Origin of the sequence: Sphaerospermopsis reniformis (assembly GCF_005402885.1) — a bacterium.
Classification (GTDB): domain Bacteria; phylum Cyanobacteriota; class Cyanobacteriia; order Cyanobacteriales; family Nostocaceae; genus Sphaerospermopsis; species Sphaerospermopsis kisseleviana.
Genome location: NZ_BJCE01000029.1, coordinates 1 through 17,020, shown reverse-complemented (window position 1 = coordinate 17,020; position 17,020 = coordinate 1). Strand labels below are relative to the sequence as shown.

Annotated in this window: 12 protein-coding genes; all 12 read right to left on the bottom strand. The window is 35.8% G+C overall.

Going from position 1 to position 17,020, the window contains the following annotated elements; all coding sequences use genetic code 11:
- Positions 1–11 precede the first annotated feature (11 nt).
- A complete protein-coding gene (locus FFR48_RS06495; protein ID WP_137666777.1) occupies positions 12–1,193 on the bottom strand; it encodes a glycosyltransferase family 4 protein in 1,182 nt (393 codons plus the stop codon).
- Positions 1,194–1,311: 118 nt separating this feature from the next.
- Positions 1,312–3,168 (bottom strand): heterocyst formation ABC transporter subunit HepA, encoded by a 1,857-nt coding sequence (hepA, locus tag FFR48_RS06490; RefSeq protein ID WP_137666776.1) that lies wholly within the window; start codon positions 3,166–3,168, stop codon positions 1,312–1,314.
- 5 nt (positions 3,169–3,173) lie between these two features.
- Entirely contained in the window at positions 3,174–3,890 is a 717-nt protein-coding gene (gene hepC, locus FFR48_RS06485) for a heterocyst development glycosyltransferase HepC (RefSeq protein ID WP_096570771.1), read from the bottom strand.
- A gap of 947 nt (positions 3,891–4,837) precedes the next feature.
- Complete coding sequence (locus FFR48_RS06480) at positions 4,838–7,069, bottom strand: GumC family protein (protein ID WP_137666775.1); 2,232 nt, start codon at positions 7,067–7,069, stop codon at positions 4,838–4,840.
- Between the two features lie 329 nt (positions 7,070–7,398).
- Complete coding sequence (locus tag FFR48_RS06475) at positions 7,399–8,499, bottom strand: glycosyltransferase (RefSeq protein WP_137666774.1); 1,101 nt, start codon at positions 8,497–8,499, stop codon at positions 7,399–7,401.
- A gap of 641 nt (positions 8,500–9,140) precedes the next feature.
- Entirely contained in the window at positions 9,141–10,454 is a 1,314-nt protein-coding gene (locus tag FFR48_RS06470; RefSeq protein WP_137666773.1) for an NAD(P)H-dependent oxidoreductase, read from the bottom strand.
- A gap of 1 nt (position 10,455) precedes the next feature.
- Positions 10,456–11,001: a dTDP-4-dehydrorhamnose 3,5-epimerase gene (gene rfbC / locus FFR48_RS06465; RefSeq protein ID WP_137666772.1), complete on the bottom strand. Its 546-nt coding sequence runs from the start codon at positions 10,999–11,001 to the stop codon at positions 10,456–10,458.
- A gap of 96 nt (positions 11,002–11,097) precedes the next feature.
- Complete coding sequence (locus tag FFR48_RS06460) at positions 11,098–11,946, bottom strand: phytanoyl-CoA dioxygenase family protein (RefSeq protein WP_137666771.1); 849 nt, start codon at positions 11,944–11,946, stop codon at positions 11,098–11,100.
- A gap of 2 nt (positions 11,947–11,948) precedes the next feature.
- Positions 11,949–12,968: a glycosyltransferase family 2 protein gene (locus tag FFR48_RS06455; RefSeq protein WP_137666770.1), complete on the bottom strand. Its 1,020-nt coding sequence runs from the start codon at positions 12,966–12,968 to the stop codon at positions 11,949–11,951.
- 122 nt (positions 12,969–13,090) lie between these two features.
- On the bottom strand, positions 13,091–14,119 hold the full coding sequence (locus FFR48_RS06450; RefSeq protein ID WP_096570755.1) for an NAD-dependent epimerase/dehydratase family protein: 1,029 nt from the start codon (positions 14,117–14,119) through the stop codon (positions 13,091–13,093).
- A gap of 153 nt (positions 14,120–14,272) precedes the next feature.
- Complete coding sequence (lhgD, locus tag FFR48_RS06445; RefSeq protein WP_096570754.1) at positions 14,273–15,484, bottom strand: L-2-hydroxyglutarate dehydrogenase; 1,212 nt, start codon at positions 15,482–15,484, stop codon at positions 14,273–14,275.
- 190 nt (positions 15,485–15,674) lie between these two features.
- Positions 15,675–16,451, bottom strand: a complete 777-nt coding sequence (gene rfbF, locus FFR48_RS06440) for a glucose-1-phosphate cytidylyltransferase (RefSeq protein WP_096570749.1) — start codon at positions 16,449–16,451, stop codon at positions 15,675–15,677.
- Between the last annotated feature and the right edge of the window lie 569 nt (positions 16,452–17,020).

Genomic DNA, 17,020 nt, shown 5'->3' with positions numbered 1-17,020 from the left:
TTTTCTCCTTTTTAGTTGAAAATCGCTGTAATTAAATCTTGCTTTAAGAAAATTTCCCTTAATTGATGTTGATAAAGTGCCTGATTATATTGTTGTGAATTTATCCTCGCAACTTTTCCCATTTCTCTTCTTTTGGATTCATTTTCTGCTAAAAATTTCAATTGATTAGCCATAGTTTGTACATCTCTAGGAGGAGAAATAAAGCCATTTATGCCATGATTTACCACATCTGCTGCACCACAATTAGAAGTTACAATTACAGGTAATCCACAAGCCATTGCTTCTAGTCCAACCAAACCAAAACCATCTTCTACAGAAGGTAAAACCAAAACCGAAGATTTACCAAAAACTTCAGTAGGATCATCTTGACTAAAATTCCAAAATTCTTGTTTAATATTGGTATGTTTGTTTAATACTTCTGTCATAAATTGTCTTAATGCACGAGTAGAAGCACCACCAACAATCAATAATTCTGAGTTGGGGATATCAGCTTGTAAAAAAGCCTGAACTAAATAAGGCAATCCTTTTCTGGGTTCAATAGTTCCTACATACAGCACTCGAAAAACTTGATCATTTTTCACAGTATGATGAAATCTCTGAGTGTCAACAAAAGGAGTGAGAACCTTAACTTTTTCTGGTGCGAATCCGGCTTGAATAAATGTTTGTTTAGCAACTTCAGATAAAACGATAATTAAATCTGCTTGTTGACATTCTTCAGCAAATCTCTTGAGCATTTGGGGATGCATGGTTGCTACAGTAGGATCAGATAAAAAATCTAATTCTTGCTGAATTTGCTCCTGCATAAAAGGCAGATAATTATTTAAACAATATAACCAAGCTTTTGCACCTTGAGCTTTAGCTGCTTTAAATGCTAAGTTAGTTTGTCCAGCTACTCCCATAATTAAATCACAGGGGTATGATTTTAATTTTTTACTTACCTGTTGATCAAAATATAAGTCACTTAGCAATACAGCCCAATCATTACGACGACGCAAAATGGGGGTACTTAATAATCTTTTACTCCAAGGAGAATTACCTACAGGATATACAGTAAAATCGGTTTTTGGCACTGTTAACCCACTACAAAATACAGTTAAATCTCCTAGTTTATTTAAACCTAATGCAGCATTCTCTAAACAAACACCTTGTCCACCAGTGCCTAAACTTGTATTACAAGTAAGTGTAATTTTCATAATGGATAATTAAAAGTTGAGATTGAGCAAAGAGCATCGAAAATTTTGTAGTAGTCCTGAAGCAGATTTTGATAAATAAAGTCTTTGTGTCAATGAATAGAAAAAAAGATCAAATTTGCTAAATTTTCTCATTAGCAGCAATTTGATACTGCATTTGATGATATTTCCAAAGCTTACCTTTTTGTTCTATAAGTTCCTGATATTGACCTTGTTCTACGATCCTTCCCTGTTCTAAAACTACAACTTTATCGGCTTTAGCAATAGTAGAAAGACGGTGAGCGATCGCAATTACAGTTCTACCCACAGCCAGCTTTTCTAATGAATCCTGAATTAATCTCTCAGATACAGAATCTAAAGCACTTGTAGCTTCATCCAAAATCAAAATTTCTGGATTACGTAATAATGCACGAGCAATAGCAAGTCGCTGTCTTTGTCCACCAGATAACCGTACACCTCTATCTCCCAATTCTGTATCAAACCCTTCTGGCATTTCTAAAATAAATTCTTCTGCATTTGCTAGTCGCGCAGCTTCTCGAATTTTTGCCTCTGTTGCTTCTGGTGTACCGTAAGCGATATTATTCCACACAGAAGTATTGAAAATAAAAGTATCCTGGCTAACAACAGCTATCTTGCGACGTAGAGAATTAATTTCAAATTGCCGCACATCAATTTCATTAACATAAATATAGCCTTCGGTAGGATCATAAAAGCGAGGAATTAAATCGGCAACTGTGGTTTTACCAGCACCAGAAGCACCCACTAACGCTGTCATTTTACCTTTTTCAATTGTTAAAGTAATATCATGCAGCACTTGTTGATTGTGACTATAGCCAAAATTTACAGATACTAAATCAATTGATCTTTTCAAACCTGTAAATTCAATTGTCCCGTTTTCAAAGTACGTTTTATCCTCTCGTTTCAACAAGTTTTTAATATTGTCCGCCGAACCTTGAAGAGTGTTAAGAAAAGCTCTAGTGCCATTAATATCTTGAATGAATGGTACAAGACGAAACAGTACAAAGAAAAATGTCAGCAAAGAACTAACTTGTAAAGTTCCATTCACCACAAAGCTACTAAAAGCTAAAATAATCATACCTATCAGCACAGTAGTAGCTGCACTTTCGGCAATGGGTTTTACTAATGTCCAAATGAGAATAACTTTAGTTGAACTGCTGACTATTTGATTACTAGCTTTATAGTACCGCTGACGTTCTAATTCCTGAGTACCACAAGCATGAACCGTGCGAATACCATTAATAAATTCTATGGCTATTGATGTAAAATTACCATTAGCAACTGAAATACCAAAACTGGATTCTCGCACTCTAGCATTCAGATTTGATAACCCAACAGCCAACAAAGTAAATAACAATATGGCAATTAGCGTCAGTTGCCATGAAAGTAAAAGCATTGTAATGAAGTAGACAACAACTGTCAAACCTCTAGTAAATAAAAATGCTCCCCCGCTAAAACCCTGTCTAATCTTCTCAATTTCTGTGGTAATTGTGTTAACTATTTCCCCAGAACGAGTGGTACTAAAGTAACTCAGAGACAAAGATTGCAACTGTTCAAAAATTTTTTTTCTTAACCTGTCTCCAAGATATAATTGACAAAATTCCGTGTATATTTGAGAGAAATAGTTAAAAGCAGCACGCATCCACGTACTTAATAAAATCAGACAAGATACACGATATAATCTGCTAATTGCTGAGGTATTAACTCCTAATATCCACTGGTCAAACCAATCTATTCCTATTTGAATGGGTGCAGCATTAGGATTAGTTAAATTTTGCAAAAATGACAGTAAGAAGCCAATACTTATACCTTCAAAAGTTGCTGCTAAAAAGGTAAAGACTAAGGCAAGTATAGTCACCTTACGAAAGTGTTTAAACTCTCGTAAAATTAAATGATTGTCCTGCCAGAATTTAGTGGTTTTCAGAAAATAGCGAAGCGGATTAAAAAAATAAGATTTCATTGATATTATCTAGCAGTATTGATCGATAGCTGATTTAGTTGTTCTGCATTTTCTAAACTTAGGTGGACTGCATCTGTTAAAAGCCAACAACGAGAGCCAATCAAACTCATATCCCCACGCAGTACATTGAATAACTTAGGTAAATTATCCAGACCATATTTACGCATTAAAACCCCTAAAAATGAGATGTTATGTTTTTCCCTTGTACAAAACTTGAGCGATTGAAATAGTTTACCCCGCTCACCAATCTGCCACTCATAAGAAAAAATAAATTCTGGGGATTGTAACCACAACAGTATAGTTAATCCCAGCATTAAAGGACTAACCAATAGCAACAAAATTAACGCTAAAAGCCAATCAGTTATTCTTTGGATCACCCTGAATAATTGATGACTTTGTTTTGTGAATTGATTCATAGATGATGGGCTGATATATATTGGTTTTTGAGCTTTTTTACAAGCATTTGCCCAAAATTTTAATGCAGCATTACCTAGTTGTGGATCTATGGTTACTAAATTAACAGGAGAATGTTTTAAACACTCTACTAATAATTGTTCGTTATCTAGAGCAGGTAAATATGGTTGTTGTAAATTCACAGAAGACTTCACCAATAGCTGACCCATACGCCACTGAAGTGTGCAGTATTGTAATTGATAATTTTTTGGGGACAACTGTGATATGGTGCTGTGTTCTTGTAAACTAGGAAAAATTGAAGTTGTCATAGGTATTTGCGTTTGTACAGTAGCCAATTACTGACCTAAAAATATGAGTTAACCTTTGTGCAATTCTGTAGATATGAAGATGTACAGAAAGCAACAAAAACAGTTAAGCAACAGCAATTAAGATAAATGGAGATTTAGGAAACTTGGTATTTCCTCTAGGTATATGTAGAGTGGAATTACCTTTAGGAACGCTCGCTAAATTAATTTAATTGACGCTACTTAATACTGTTGTAGCTATCACAGGAATCCTCGAATTTCAGTCTGGTGAATTGTTGTCCTCAATTTCTAGAATATAATAAAAACGAGAATTAACTAATGATTAAATCAATTCTTTATTGAGTCTTTAAATAGATAGGTTTTTTTCACACATAATGTTAAGCTATGATGAATCAATATTTTTTCGTGTTAAACATCATACATAAATTCTGTAATTTAAAAACTAACTAATTGGATTAGAAATATAATTATAAGTAGCTCAAACTAAAAAAACTCAGATCCATATCCCCGATTTCTTTAAGAAGTCGGGGATCTATACACTTTTTATTTGACGATAATTGCAAAATTATTTTTGGTATTTTGGGAAAAACCCTCAACTCTCAATTCTTGTCTTTTCATGATAAAAAAAGGCAAGGGTAAAAGGATTAACTTCCTTAACCATAACCTTTTTCATATTTACCAAGCCAAATTTTGAGTCGAATATTCACAAAGGTAAGCATTCAGCCATCAGCTATCAGCAAAACTCACAAAAACACAAATTTCAGCCTGTGAATTTATCTACTCAAAGCCTGGTAATCTAGTAAAATTATGATTTTATTAACAACCACTCTACTTACATCTGAAAGCTGTTAGCGTAGCGTGGCATAGCCATTTACTGATTACTGATAGCTGAATACTTACTCACAAAGAAAGTATTGTTGCCACAAAAAGGAACCGTGGAAATCATTGAGCTATTTTTCCACAAATTCTTTTAGCACTAATTGTTGTTGTTTGACATAAGGAACATAAGTGCTATCAGAATTAGATACTCCATTAGCCACAACCCCAATCAGATTTAACTTGCTCAACATTGCTGTAGCTTGGGCTAAATGGTTGCGTGTCACCCTACCAATGCTGGCTACCATAACCACACTCCGACAAGATGAAGCTGTCAGCATTGCATCCACCATACCGATAACTGAAGGAGCATCTATGAGTACCAAATCATAGTTTTCTTCAAATGCTGCCATCAGTTCCATCATGCGTGGAGAACTCAAAAGATGAGCCGGATCTACAGGTATTGGACCAGCAGTTAAAATGTCGATATAGGATGAACCGGAGTATGGAATTCCTATTTGATGAGGAAGGCTAACATCACTGGATAATAGAGTGGACAAACCTTGTTCATTAGGAAGATTCAACTGTTTGTGCAAGCTAGGATCACGTAGGTTAGCATCAATTAAAAGCACCTTTTTATGTAACCTGGCCGCACTCATAGCTAAACCTAAAGTGAAAGCTGACTTACCTTCATCTGGCAATGCTGATGTCACCATCAAAGATTTTAATTCAGAGACATTGTGGAGAAGTTCGATATTTTTATAAATCAAGTCTAGTGATTCCCAACGTGGTGGAGATTGTAAGACTTGAATTGTCCAAGGAGCAAGAACTTCAGGTTTACCAAAAGGCAATTTGATGATTGATTCTTTCGGTTTAGCTGGTGGCAATTTGGGAGTTGTTCCCAACAAAGGTAGAGCAACTTGTTTTTCTAATTCAGCAGTAGTGTGTACAGAATCATCCGATGCTTCTCTAATAAAGGCTGCAACACCCCCTAAAATAAATCCCACTACTGCGCCCAACAAAAGATTTTGTTTGAGATTTGGTCCTAATTGTATGCCTCTTTGTGGTTCTTCCACCACTTCCCAATTAAATCCACCTTTGGCCAGTTCTTGACGTAATTGTTGTTCTGCTCTCAACAGTTGCTCCAATCTTTCCCGACTAAATTCTAATTGAGGAAGTATGCGATTGTAATAAGCCAAGAGAGAGGGAAACCTTTTTAGTTGCGCTCTTAGTTCTTTCTCTTTTTCTGCCAAAGTTTGATCACGGGCGCTTAAAGAAACTATATTGGTTTGAGTTTCTACTAATTCACCTGTGAGGTTAAGGTCAATTTCTCCCAGTTGGCCTTGTTCTAGCAGATTGTCTGCAAAACTGAATGCACTGCTAGACTGTCTCCCTAAAGTTCTACTAACTTCTTTTTGCAAAAGTTCTTTTTGACTGTTCAATTGTTCTTGGAGCTTCTGCACACCGGGAGTATCATCAGTAAAACGTAACCGTTCCTGTGCTAAAGCTAATTCTGTTTTTTGGATTTCGTTGAGTAAGCCTTGATAACGTGTAGACTGACTGAGACGGGAGGAAACCAAGGCATTCTGAGGAGAACGATTCAACTGTTCCTGCAAAGACCTCTGCTTGGCCACAGCTTCTTCATATTGAGAACGAGTTATTTGTCGCTCTTTCTGGATATTATTTAAGGATTCTTCAATTGCTTTGGCCTGCAACTCTGGATTAATTAAATTCTGGTTTCTCCGAAATCGTTGCAAATTGGCTTCCGATGCGTTCACCTCATCATTAGCTTTTCGCAACTGCTCTCTAATAACTTGCAGACCTCTTTTTAAACGTATATCCTGCTGTTGTTTGTTATATTCAACATAAACTTGCCGAATGGCAGTTAGCACTTTTTGCGTTTTTTCTGGATCACCATCACTATAGTCAACTTGAAAAATTTTAGTAGCGATATTATCTTCTGGAGTCTTGATTTGACTGACGACTAAGTATTTTTTAACTTCCTCTGCTGTGATATTTGGATATTCCGACTTGAGTTTATCAACTGCTTTTTGGATTAGTCCAGAACTCCGCATCAAATTCAATTGTGTCGCTGTGTCAATAACAACGTTAGTATCTGTAAACTGACGTTCTACTGGATCTACTCCTTCTTTTTTGCCTTGATAGTTAGGTTCTACTAACAGTTGCATTGTACTTTGGAAGGTGGGCTTGGTCTTTAAAGTTATGATTCCTGCTAAAGCTGTAGAACTCAGAAATACCAAAACAACCCAGGGGAATCTCCTGACAAACACAGCCAGCATTTGTCCATAACCTGGTTCTCGATCTGCTACTGGAGTTATCTGAGGATTTAGACTAGTTTGAACCACTTTTATTATCCTTCTGTGGGAGACGCTATGCTTAGTTTGCTACCCTTTATCAATTGATAATTGACAATTGACAATTGACAGTTTTTTCATTCGCTCCAGAGGTAATTGTCAATTGTCTATTGTTAATTTTCCATTGTTAAAGGGTCAAGCTAACAAGGTAAATATTCAGCCGTCAGTAATCAGTAATCAGCTATTATCTGGGATTTATAAGCATTTTCAGTGAGGAGTTAGGAATTGATTTTGGTGTCAGTCTCCCCTAAAATTCCTGGAAAATTAGCCTGAAAAGCAGTTTTAGCTGACTGCTGACAGCTGAATGCTTACCTAATAAGTTAAATAAATGAGTGATGCACACCAGCAAATTGAACAAGAATATCCTCAACTTTAGAGAAGAATGCTTGTTCTGAAAAATTGTTTACGGCATGATTACGAATATTTTCGTAATTCCAAGATATTCCTCTAGCCTCTAATAATGCGGCTTGTAGAGAATCGGGTGTTTGTCTCTTAAAAAAAACTCCCGTTTTACCAGGTATTTGAGTATCTAATACCCCACCGGCTCCATAGGCAATTACTGGAGTTCCACTAGCATTTGCTTCTACTGGAACTAATCCATAGTCTTCTAAAGCTGCAACAATAATCGACTTAGCACTAGAAAATAAGTCTTTACGTTTGCTATCAGTAACGTGACCTAAAAATTCAATATTGCCTAATGCTTTGGATTTTAACCTTTCTAGTTCGGGTCCGTCACCTGATATTAATAAATTCCACCCTAACCAATTAAAAGCCTCGACTATGATATCAAGACGTTTATAACTTATCATCCGCGCCGATGCCAAGTAGTATTCCTCCTTAGTATCAGAAAAAACAAACTGATTGGTATCAATTGGATAGTTAATCACAATTGCTTGTTTACCGTAAATTTTTTGAATGCGACGGGCAACAACGCTGGAATTAGCAATGTAGAGGTCTGGTTCTTGAGAATATTTCAGGTCTACATTTCTCATCATTGCAAATATTTTTTCAATTAAGGGGGCAAAATAGCGATAGTCTCCATACTCCCTTAAATAAGTTTCTGTATCCCATAGGAAACGAGTGACATTATGACAGAAACAAATGTGCTTTGCCTGTGGTTTTTTACGCACTGCTTTGGCAAAACTTGTACTACTACTGATAATTAAATCGTAGTCTTCTAAATTTAAGGCTCGAAAGGCAGGAAAGTAAAGAGGAGCCATCACACGAAAATACTTGGCAGCACCGGGAATATTTTGTAAGAAAGTTGTTTTAACTAAACGTTCACCCAGATCAATTGTTTTTTGAGGATCATACAAGGATGTGAAAATGTCGGCTTCGGGGTAGCGTTTACAAAGCAATTCAAACACTCGCTCTGCCCCACCGCGCTGGGTTAAGTAATCATGGACTAGAGCTATTTTCATGGATGATGCCTTATATGATAGTGTTGACTATTTGACTAAATTATTGGCTGTTGCATCAGGGTGTACAGATGTTAATAATCTCTATGTTTATAGCAGTATTATGTCTGTACTAAACCCGTCCTTAGGTAGTTACAAGCTGCAACGTCAGTGTACCAAGTGTCTGATAGCTTTGGTTAGTCTAGCTATCGCACTGCTAATTTGATGAATGGCAAAACCCACAAGGTTTGTACATTCAATTACATTACTTAATCAGGCATTTATAGTGTTAGTAATTAGTACAACCAAAGGGATTTGACAATACCATTGGCAAACCACGAAAAATCTACTATATAGATATGTTGATATTTCGCTTTTGGTGTTTTTTCAACTAGGTAGATACTTGTTAATAAAAATTTTAATTTTTCCTATCAAACTGGAAGTTGTAACAGAATACCAGGTCAAGTCTGATTGATTTGCTCGGTTTGAACAAAAATATCGATTTGTTCAAATCTTAGTGATAAAAAATTTTCAGCCCCCAACACAAGGGGGCTAAATCTCAGTTTTGATGTAAGTATTCAGCTATCAGTAATCAGCTATTATTGATGATTTTCTTCTTTTTCACTGACTACTGAATGCTTACGTTTTATGGTTAATTTTTTACTTTATTTGACACCTACTAAAGTTTTCGCAGCAGCAAAATAAGCTGTTTGTTCAGCACGTAATCTGTCACAAAGTCTACCTTCTGGTAGTTCTACATCATCATAAGAAATGACTTGATCTTTCTGAATATCTCGTTTTAAACGACATCCTTCTGCTATCCCCATTGGTAGTAAATTTTCTTGCTGTACAATATCGGAATTTTCACATTGTCCATAGGTCATATAATAACCAATGCCATCTAGTGTTTCTCCCGCTTTTAAATCAATTTTGGCTGTAGCAACTACATCTACCACTGGACCAGCTAGGGGAGCTAATACAGCATCATGAAATAATACTGCACGCGCAACGGAAAGGGGAACTTCAAAATGGCAAAGGTGATAGGGAGTATAGAAACTATAAAGGGGTCCTTCACCTAATTTATAAAGATTCAGATAATGTCTTTGTTTGGGGTCTTCATGGGTAGCAAAAACAAATACTCCAGGACTGGGTTTTGTTCCTACTACATAGTCAACAATACCGCCTAATTCTTTGAGTTGATCTATGTCATACATTTTGGTCATTTCATCAACATGACCTGTGTATTCATAGCCTAACATTCCCCGTTTTGCAACTTTCATGCCTGTGCCGTTAGCAACAATTGCTTGTTCAAAGGAAATTTTTGTACCGTCTGCAAAACTTGTCACCATTGCGGGATTTTGTCCCCAACGTTGAGCAAAACCGGCTTGAGTTGTAGGGTTACGATAGGGGTCTTGTAAACCCTTAATATTGCCACACAATAAGGGTGTTAAACCGATGCTTTTCACAAAGCGGTAGAGGTTCATTTCTACCCCTGGTTGATCACCATCACAAGCTGTTAAAATTACGCCAGCGCGGTCTGCATGAACTTTGAGAATTGGTCCAATTGTTCCATCTAATTCTGCATTCATTAAAATGATATGCTTTTGATGGGCGATCGCTCTCATCACTAAATGAGCAGCATATTCAATTGTTCCTGTGACTTCAATGATTGCATCTATTCCCTCTGCTGCACACAGTAACATTGCATCTTCTGTTACTGCATATCCACCTTGAGCGATCGCATCTTCTAAATCTACTACACTAGAAACAGTTTGAAAATTCTCAATTCCTGCTTCTAAATAAGCTTTTTTCGCTGTATCAATGTGTCGGTTTGCAATCGCAACTAATTCCATTCCGGGAACAGAATTAATAATTTGATTGGCAATTCCCCGACCCATAAAACCAGCGCCAATCATCGCTACTTTTACAGGTTTTCCTAACTCTGCACGGGCTTTTAAAGCTTGATCAAGAATAATCATCTTAAACTCCTATTAAAATAGATTCCAATAAAGGCCAATTGCGATCTTTTTCAGATATTTCTGTTACTTCTAAAGGCCAAGAAATATCTAAAAGTGGATCATCAAACCGCAAACCACGCTCATAACCAGGGGTGTAAAATTCACCCACTTGATAAACAACTTCTGCTCCATCTGTTAAGGCTTGATAGCCATGAGCAAACATTTCTGGTACATATAAAGCGCGGCGATTTTCTGCACTCAGTTCTACACCTATATGCGACAGATAAGTAGGAGATTCAGGACGCATATCAATAATTACGTCATAAATTGCCCCTTGAGTACAACGCACTAATTTTGTTTCCGTTGCGGGTGCAATTTGATAGTGCATCCCCCGCAATGTACCTTTTTTATGATTAAAAGAAAGATTGCATTGGGCAACCGTTGGTTTTAACCCATGTTCAGCAAATTCTTGAGCGCAGAAAGTTCGAGCAAAAAAACCACGATGATCTGGTTTTTCTTCTAAGTCAATAATGAATGCTCCAGGAAGATTTGTTTCTGTAAAAATCATAGTTTTTCAAAAAGGTAATGGGTAATGGGTAATGGGTAATGGGTAATTGGAAAACATAAAATTGATTACCCAATTACCAATCACCAATATAATTTACTAACCTTTTTCCACAGCTTCAGGGATAAATTGCTTATTGGGTTTGATGAAAGTATCATCATGGTATTGACTACAAAGTTCTGGATGTTTTGGTGGGTTAGCAGTGTATACAAAAAATACAGTTGAACGTTCCTCGCTTCTGACAGTACCATGATGTAAAACATTTCTGGGATCTACAAAAATCACAGTTCCCGCTTTTGCTGTACAATATTTCCATTCGTTTTTAGAAATAAAATTTATCATTTGTTGATCATTAATCCCTAAAAAATTAGACTTCCATAAAGCATAATCTACCCGATAATAATTAAAAAATTCTCTAGGACTTTTTGGCAAGGGTATATATTCAAAAGCACCATGTTTTTCAGTCACATCCTGTAAATAGATAATCACTTTCATCATCCGGCGATCTTCTGAATCTTTATGCCACAGTAATGTTTGTGATTGCTGCTCATTAGGAAAATCTTTTCTGACATGAACACCATGAAAAGCTATAGGTAAACCTATATAGTTTTCGATGATATTTTGCAACCGTTTTTCAATGCCCCAGGTAAAAAATTCTGGTAAGTCTGTAACTGTATAAATTTGGGGTAAACTATACCCTGATTTTACACTTCTAGGACTTTTCATGGTTGCTGCATAATAGTTAGCACTCTCTAACATTTGTGCAGTTGATGGTAATCCTAAATCTTCTAAGGAAGTAATGTAAACACCTTCTCTTTTTAGGGTTTGGGCAATTAATTGTTCCCCAGAACATAACACAGGTAAATTGTGCTTATGTTTAGCTAATGCTACTCGATAATTTAACTCAGAGGTGAGCGTATTTATTTTGTTTTTAAGAGTTTCTAACATAGTCATGATACCGAATTATTCTTTCTGCGAACAATTTGACTTGATGTTTGATGATGACATTCAGCAATTTTTACTTCAGGAGCAGCCATAACTTCTACAGCAGAAATACTGACTACAGCTAAAAAAGGAACAACTGTTTGAATAGCAGAAATTGGCCATCTTCTCAAAGCACCCAAGAAGACTTTTAAATTAACTTGTTGAAAGTTCTGTACCATCATTTGGGCATAGAATCGTTTAGAATATCCATTTTCGTGCAGCTTTAAAACCACTTCGGGAATATGTTTATACTGCATTAACAGCGCAGATTTTTCTTCTTTTTGCCAATAACTGACACCAACAATACATTCTAAATAAGTCTCTTTACTAACTATTACTTTGCCATTAGCAGCACAATAACCAGCTAAATATGCTAAAGATATCCAATTATTAATAGCATTTGGCCAAATTTGCAGAGCGCGTTTTACTAAGTTAGTTCTGTAAATTGAGGATGACAAAAAAATAACTGCTCCTACACTTTTAGTAAAACAATATTCAAATATCGTTTTACCATCTCCTGTACCATCTTCATTATCAACATCAAACCAACGATTACCAACTATTGTCGGTGGATGTACTGCTTCACCAGTAATTTTATTTCTGCCAGAAAAATTGAGAAATAATAATGATAATTCTTGATGTTTTTTCAGTTTATCTAGCACATAACCAATTGCTCTATCTTGGATTGGATCATCATCGCCAATTGTCCAAACATATTTAGTTGTTGCAGAAATTAGGCAATACATGATATTTTTCATTACGCCCAAATTCTCAATATGTCTATTAGATTTAAAATTAACATTTTTGATATTTTCTTGCCATTTTTGGATAACTTCCTGAGTGTGATCACTAGAACAATTATCAGAAACAAATATCTCACACTCAGATTCATAACCTTTAATAGCTTGAGATAACCACTCTAGTTGCTTATCTAGTAAATCTGCACGATTATAAGTGGGAATAGCAATAGTCAGTAATTTATTCATAGTGGAATATTTCTCCTAAAATCCTAGTTTATTATTGACAGCACAGATGGGAAATGCTTATAAAATTCCGAACCAAAAATATTGATTCGGAAATTTAAGTTGATTCTTAATAAATGCCTAGTTTATTTAGTAGTCCAGAAAAAATCATGATCAATTTGTTGAGTACGAATTAAATACTCTAATTGCTTTAATCTGGTAAACCCTCTAAACAAAAAAGTATCTTCAGTCATGTCGATTTGCCGGAATAAATCAAATAACTGTTGAGCGCCTCTTTGAGCATTCCAATCACACTTAAATCCTGGTAAAATTGTATTTATTTTCTCAAAAGATACCCGATAACTACGGTTATCTGAACCGTTATCACCGAAGGTTAATTTACAACCAGGAAAAGTATCAGCAATAATTTCGGCGATTTCTTTCACCCGATAATTATTTTGTGTATCTCCCACATTAAAAACTTGATTATGGACAATATCTCTGGGTGCTTCTAACGCACAAACAATGGATTTACAAATATCCAAAGCGTGAACTAATGGCCGCCAAGGTGTACCATCGCTGGTCATTTTAATTTCTTTTGTTGTCCAAGCTAAACCAGACAAATTATTTAAAACAATATCAAATCGCATTCTGGGAGAAGCACCAAAAGCGGTAGCATTTCGCATGAAGGTAGGAGAGAAATCATCATCAGCTAATGGTTTAATATCTCTTTCTACTAATGTTTTACATTCTGCATAAGCTGTTTGGGGATTTACAGGTGATTCTTCGGTTACATCCCCTTCACTAGCTACACCGTAAACGCTGCAAGAAGACATATAAATAAAGCGACGCACTCCCATTGTTTTCGCTAAGTTAGCTAATCTTACAGAACCTAAATGATTAATTTCATAAGTAATATGAGGTGCTAATTGTCCGGTAGGATCGTTAGAAAGTTCCGCCATATGAACAATTGCTTCTACACCTTCTAAATCTTCAGGTGCAATATTACGAATATCTTTGTTGAGGGTTTTAGCTGTGATTTCAGTTCCGTTATATAGCCAACCTACCTTATAAAAACCTGTGTCTACTCCGATAACTTCATGACCTTTTGCTGTTAATAAGGGAGGTAATAAAGAACCTAAATATCCTTCTGTTCCTGTGACTAATATTTTCATGGCTTTTAAATTTTTCCAGGTGTGCAATTATGTTTTTTATGCTGAATTTAGAGCATGAATAATTAACCGCAATTTAATCTAGAAATTAATCTAGAAGTTAATCTAAAATGCGGGTTAATTGAGATGATTTTTCCAAAAATCCTGATCTGGATTTTAAGCAACTAAGCTTTTTAAATGAGCTTGTTCTGGAATTTGGTTAACTACTGCTTTACCAATTTCTAAAGAAGATGTAGCTGCGGGTGAGGGAGCATTGCAAACATGAACAGAGTTTTCACCTTGAATGATTAAAAAATCATCAACTAAAGAACCATTGTTCATTAATGCTTGAGCGCGAACTCCTGCATGGGTAGGGACTAAATCTTCTGCTTGCACTTCGGGAATGAGTTTTTGTAAACTTCTCACAAAAGCAGCTTTACTAAAGGAGCGAATTATTTCTTTAATTCCTTCATCTGCGTGTTTTGCTGCTAGTTTCCAAAAACCAGGATAGGTGATTACTTCTGTAAAGTCTTTTAAGTTAAAGTCGGTTTTTTTGTAACCTTCTCTTTTGAAACTTAAAACTGCATTAGGACCAGCATGAACACTGTTATCAATCATGCGGGTAAAATGCACACCTAAAAAGGGAAATTCTGGGTTAGGAACTGGATAGATGAGAGTTTTGACCAAATAGCGTTTTTCGGGGGTGAGTTCATAATATTCGCCCCGGAAGGGAACGATTTTAGCTTCAGGGTTAGCTTTACCTAATTTTGCAATGCGATCGCTATGTAATCCGGCACAATTAATCACAAATTTTGTTTCAAAACTCCCCTGATTAGTTTCTAATATATGATTTGTACCACTCCGGGAGATTTCCATAACTTTGGTATTGAGGCGTAAATCTCCACCTTGATTGTTTATCAGTTCAGCGTATTTTAAACAAACTTGTTTGTAATTAACAATTCCTGTGGAAAATACCCTAATTGCACCTACACAACTCACATGAGGTTCAATTTCTCGAACTTCTTCAGGACTAATTCTTTTGACTTCTATACCATTTTCTAAACCTCTTTGGTAAAGTTTTTCCAGACCCGGTAATTCTGTATCATCAGTGGCAACAATTACCTTACCACAAATGTCATGATCAATATTATGCTTTTGACAAAATTCTACCATTGAGCGACTACCGTCACGGCAAAATTTCGCTTTGAAACTACCTGGTTTGTAGTAAACTCCTGAATGGATTACACCGCTATTATTACCGGTTTGGTGAAATGCCCATTGGCTTTCTTTTTCTAATACTAAAATTCTCGCATCAGGATAGCGTGAACCTAAAGCCATCGCTGTAGATAGTCCTACTATTCCACCGCCGATAATGGCAAAATCATACATGATTAATTGTTCCCTAATCGAAAATCTACAGTCAGGAGTCAGAATATTTATTTGTCCCAGGAATCCACAAAATCAAGTTTTTTCATCAATGAAATCAATGATCAAAAATGAATCAAAAACTCTAATTTATTTTGCATCCTGTATTATCCTGAATATTTACCCAAAATCCAAAATCTAAAATCTAAAATTCTTATTCCCACACTTTCCAAGGAGCTTGATTATTTTTCCATAGCTCCTCTAAATATTGTTTATCTCTTAAAGTATCCATTGGTTGCCAAAATCCATCATGTTTGAAAGCTGATAATTGTTCCATTTCTGCTAACTTCTCTAATGGTTCTTTCTCCCAAACTGTGGAGTCATCAGCAATAAAATTAATTACTTCTGGTTCAAGAACAAAATAACCACCATTGATCCAAGCACCATCACCTTCTGGTTTTTCTTTAAAACTGGTAATTTTAGTTTGTTCTTGTCCTAAAGAAATTGCTCCAAACCGTCCTGCTGGCTGTACTGCACTCAGTGTAGCTAAACTTTTTTGTTCTTTATGAAATTTGATTAATTCGGTGATATTTATATCGCTGACACCATCACCATAGGTAAAGCAAAAAGTGTCATTACCAATGTGTTCTCTCACTTTTCTTAAACGTCCACCAGTCATGGTATTATCACCTGTATTGACCAAGGTAACACGCCAAGGTTCAGCATATCCAGAATGGATACTCATCTGGTTAAATCTCATGTCAAAAGTTACATCGGACATATGTAAGAAGTAGTTAGCAAAATATTCCTTGATGATGTAACCTTTGTATCCGCAACAAATGATAAAGTCATTAATACCATGAGCCGAGTATATTTTCATGATATGCCAAAGAATTGGCTTACCTCCAATCTCAACCATTGGCTTAGGTCTGATACTGGTTTCTTCACTGAGGCGTGTACCAAGACCCCCAGCCAAAATTACTGCTTTCATGCAATTTACCTCAAAAATTTGCCGATAGGTGATGATTTGAGTTCGGGATGAAGAGAATGTACAGGAAATAGAGAAACAATGAACTTCTGTAAGAATTCAAGATTCATGATTTTGAGCGTTTTAGCCGCAACACATCTAAAATTCTCGTTCTGGAATTTGAATCCTTACGAATTTTTATATTTTTCCCTAGAAAGAATCTAAAATTAATTTAACTGTAAAATGCTGAATAATTATGAAGAACAAGTAAATTTAAAACAATTTATATGTAAAAAAATCATGAATTACAGTAAGAAAAATTTTAGTTTTATACAATCCAAAAAATCAACTAATATAAAATAACTAGCATCAAACATTGCCTACCTCCAGAAGTATGATTTCTTCTTAACAAACAAAAAAATGCTAGTATCACAAAAGTCAGGAGTCTGTAGGGGTTTAGCAGTGCTAATTAGGGTTTGCTGATAGCGTAGCGTGGCGTTAGCCATATAAATCCGAAAACTTTACAGGTAAAGGGTTTTAGCTATTTTGACTTGTACTGAGCGACTTGTACTGAGCCTGTCCTGAGCCTGTCC

Coding starts and splice junctions, on each gene's coding strand:
- FFR48_RS06495 (WP_137666777.1), bottom strand. CDS start 1,193: ATGAAAATTACACTTACTTGTAATACAAGTTTAGGCACTGGTGGACAA.
- hepA (WP_137666776.1), bottom strand. CDS start 3,168: ATGAAATCTTATTTTTTTAATCCGCTTCGCTATTTTCTGAAAACCACT.
- hepC (WP_096570771.1), bottom strand. CDS start 3,890: ATGACAACTTCAATTTTTCCTAGTTTACAAGAACACAGCACCATATCA.
- FFR48_RS06475 (WP_137666774.1), bottom strand. CDS start 8,499: ATGAAAATAGCTCTAGTCCATGATTACTTAACCCAGCGCGGTGGGGCA.
- FFR48_RS06470 (WP_137666773.1), bottom strand. CDS start 10,454: ATGATTATTCTTGATCAAGCTTTAAAAGCCCGTGCAGAGTTAGGAAAA.
- rfbC (WP_137666772.1), bottom strand. CDS start 11,001: ATGATTTTTACAGAAACAAATCTTCCTGGAGCATTCATTATTGACTTA.
- FFR48_RS06460 (WP_137666771.1), bottom strand. CDS start 11,946: ATGTTAGAAACTCTTAAAAACAAAATAAATACGCTCACCTCTGAGTTA.
- FFR48_RS06455 (WP_137666770.1), bottom strand. CDS start 12,968: ATGAATAAATTACTGACTATTGCTATTCCCACTTATAATCGTGCAGAT.
- FFR48_RS06450 (WP_096570755.1), bottom strand. CDS start 14,119: ATGAAAATATTAGTCACAGGAACAGAAGGATATTTAGGTTCTTTATTA.
- lhgD (WP_096570754.1), bottom strand. CDS start 15,484: ATGTATGATTTTGCCATTATCGGCGGTGGAATAGTAGGACTATCTACA.
- rfbF (WP_096570749.1), bottom strand. CDS start 16,451: ATGAAAGCAGTAATTTTGGCTGGGGGTCTTGGTACACGCCTCAGTGAA.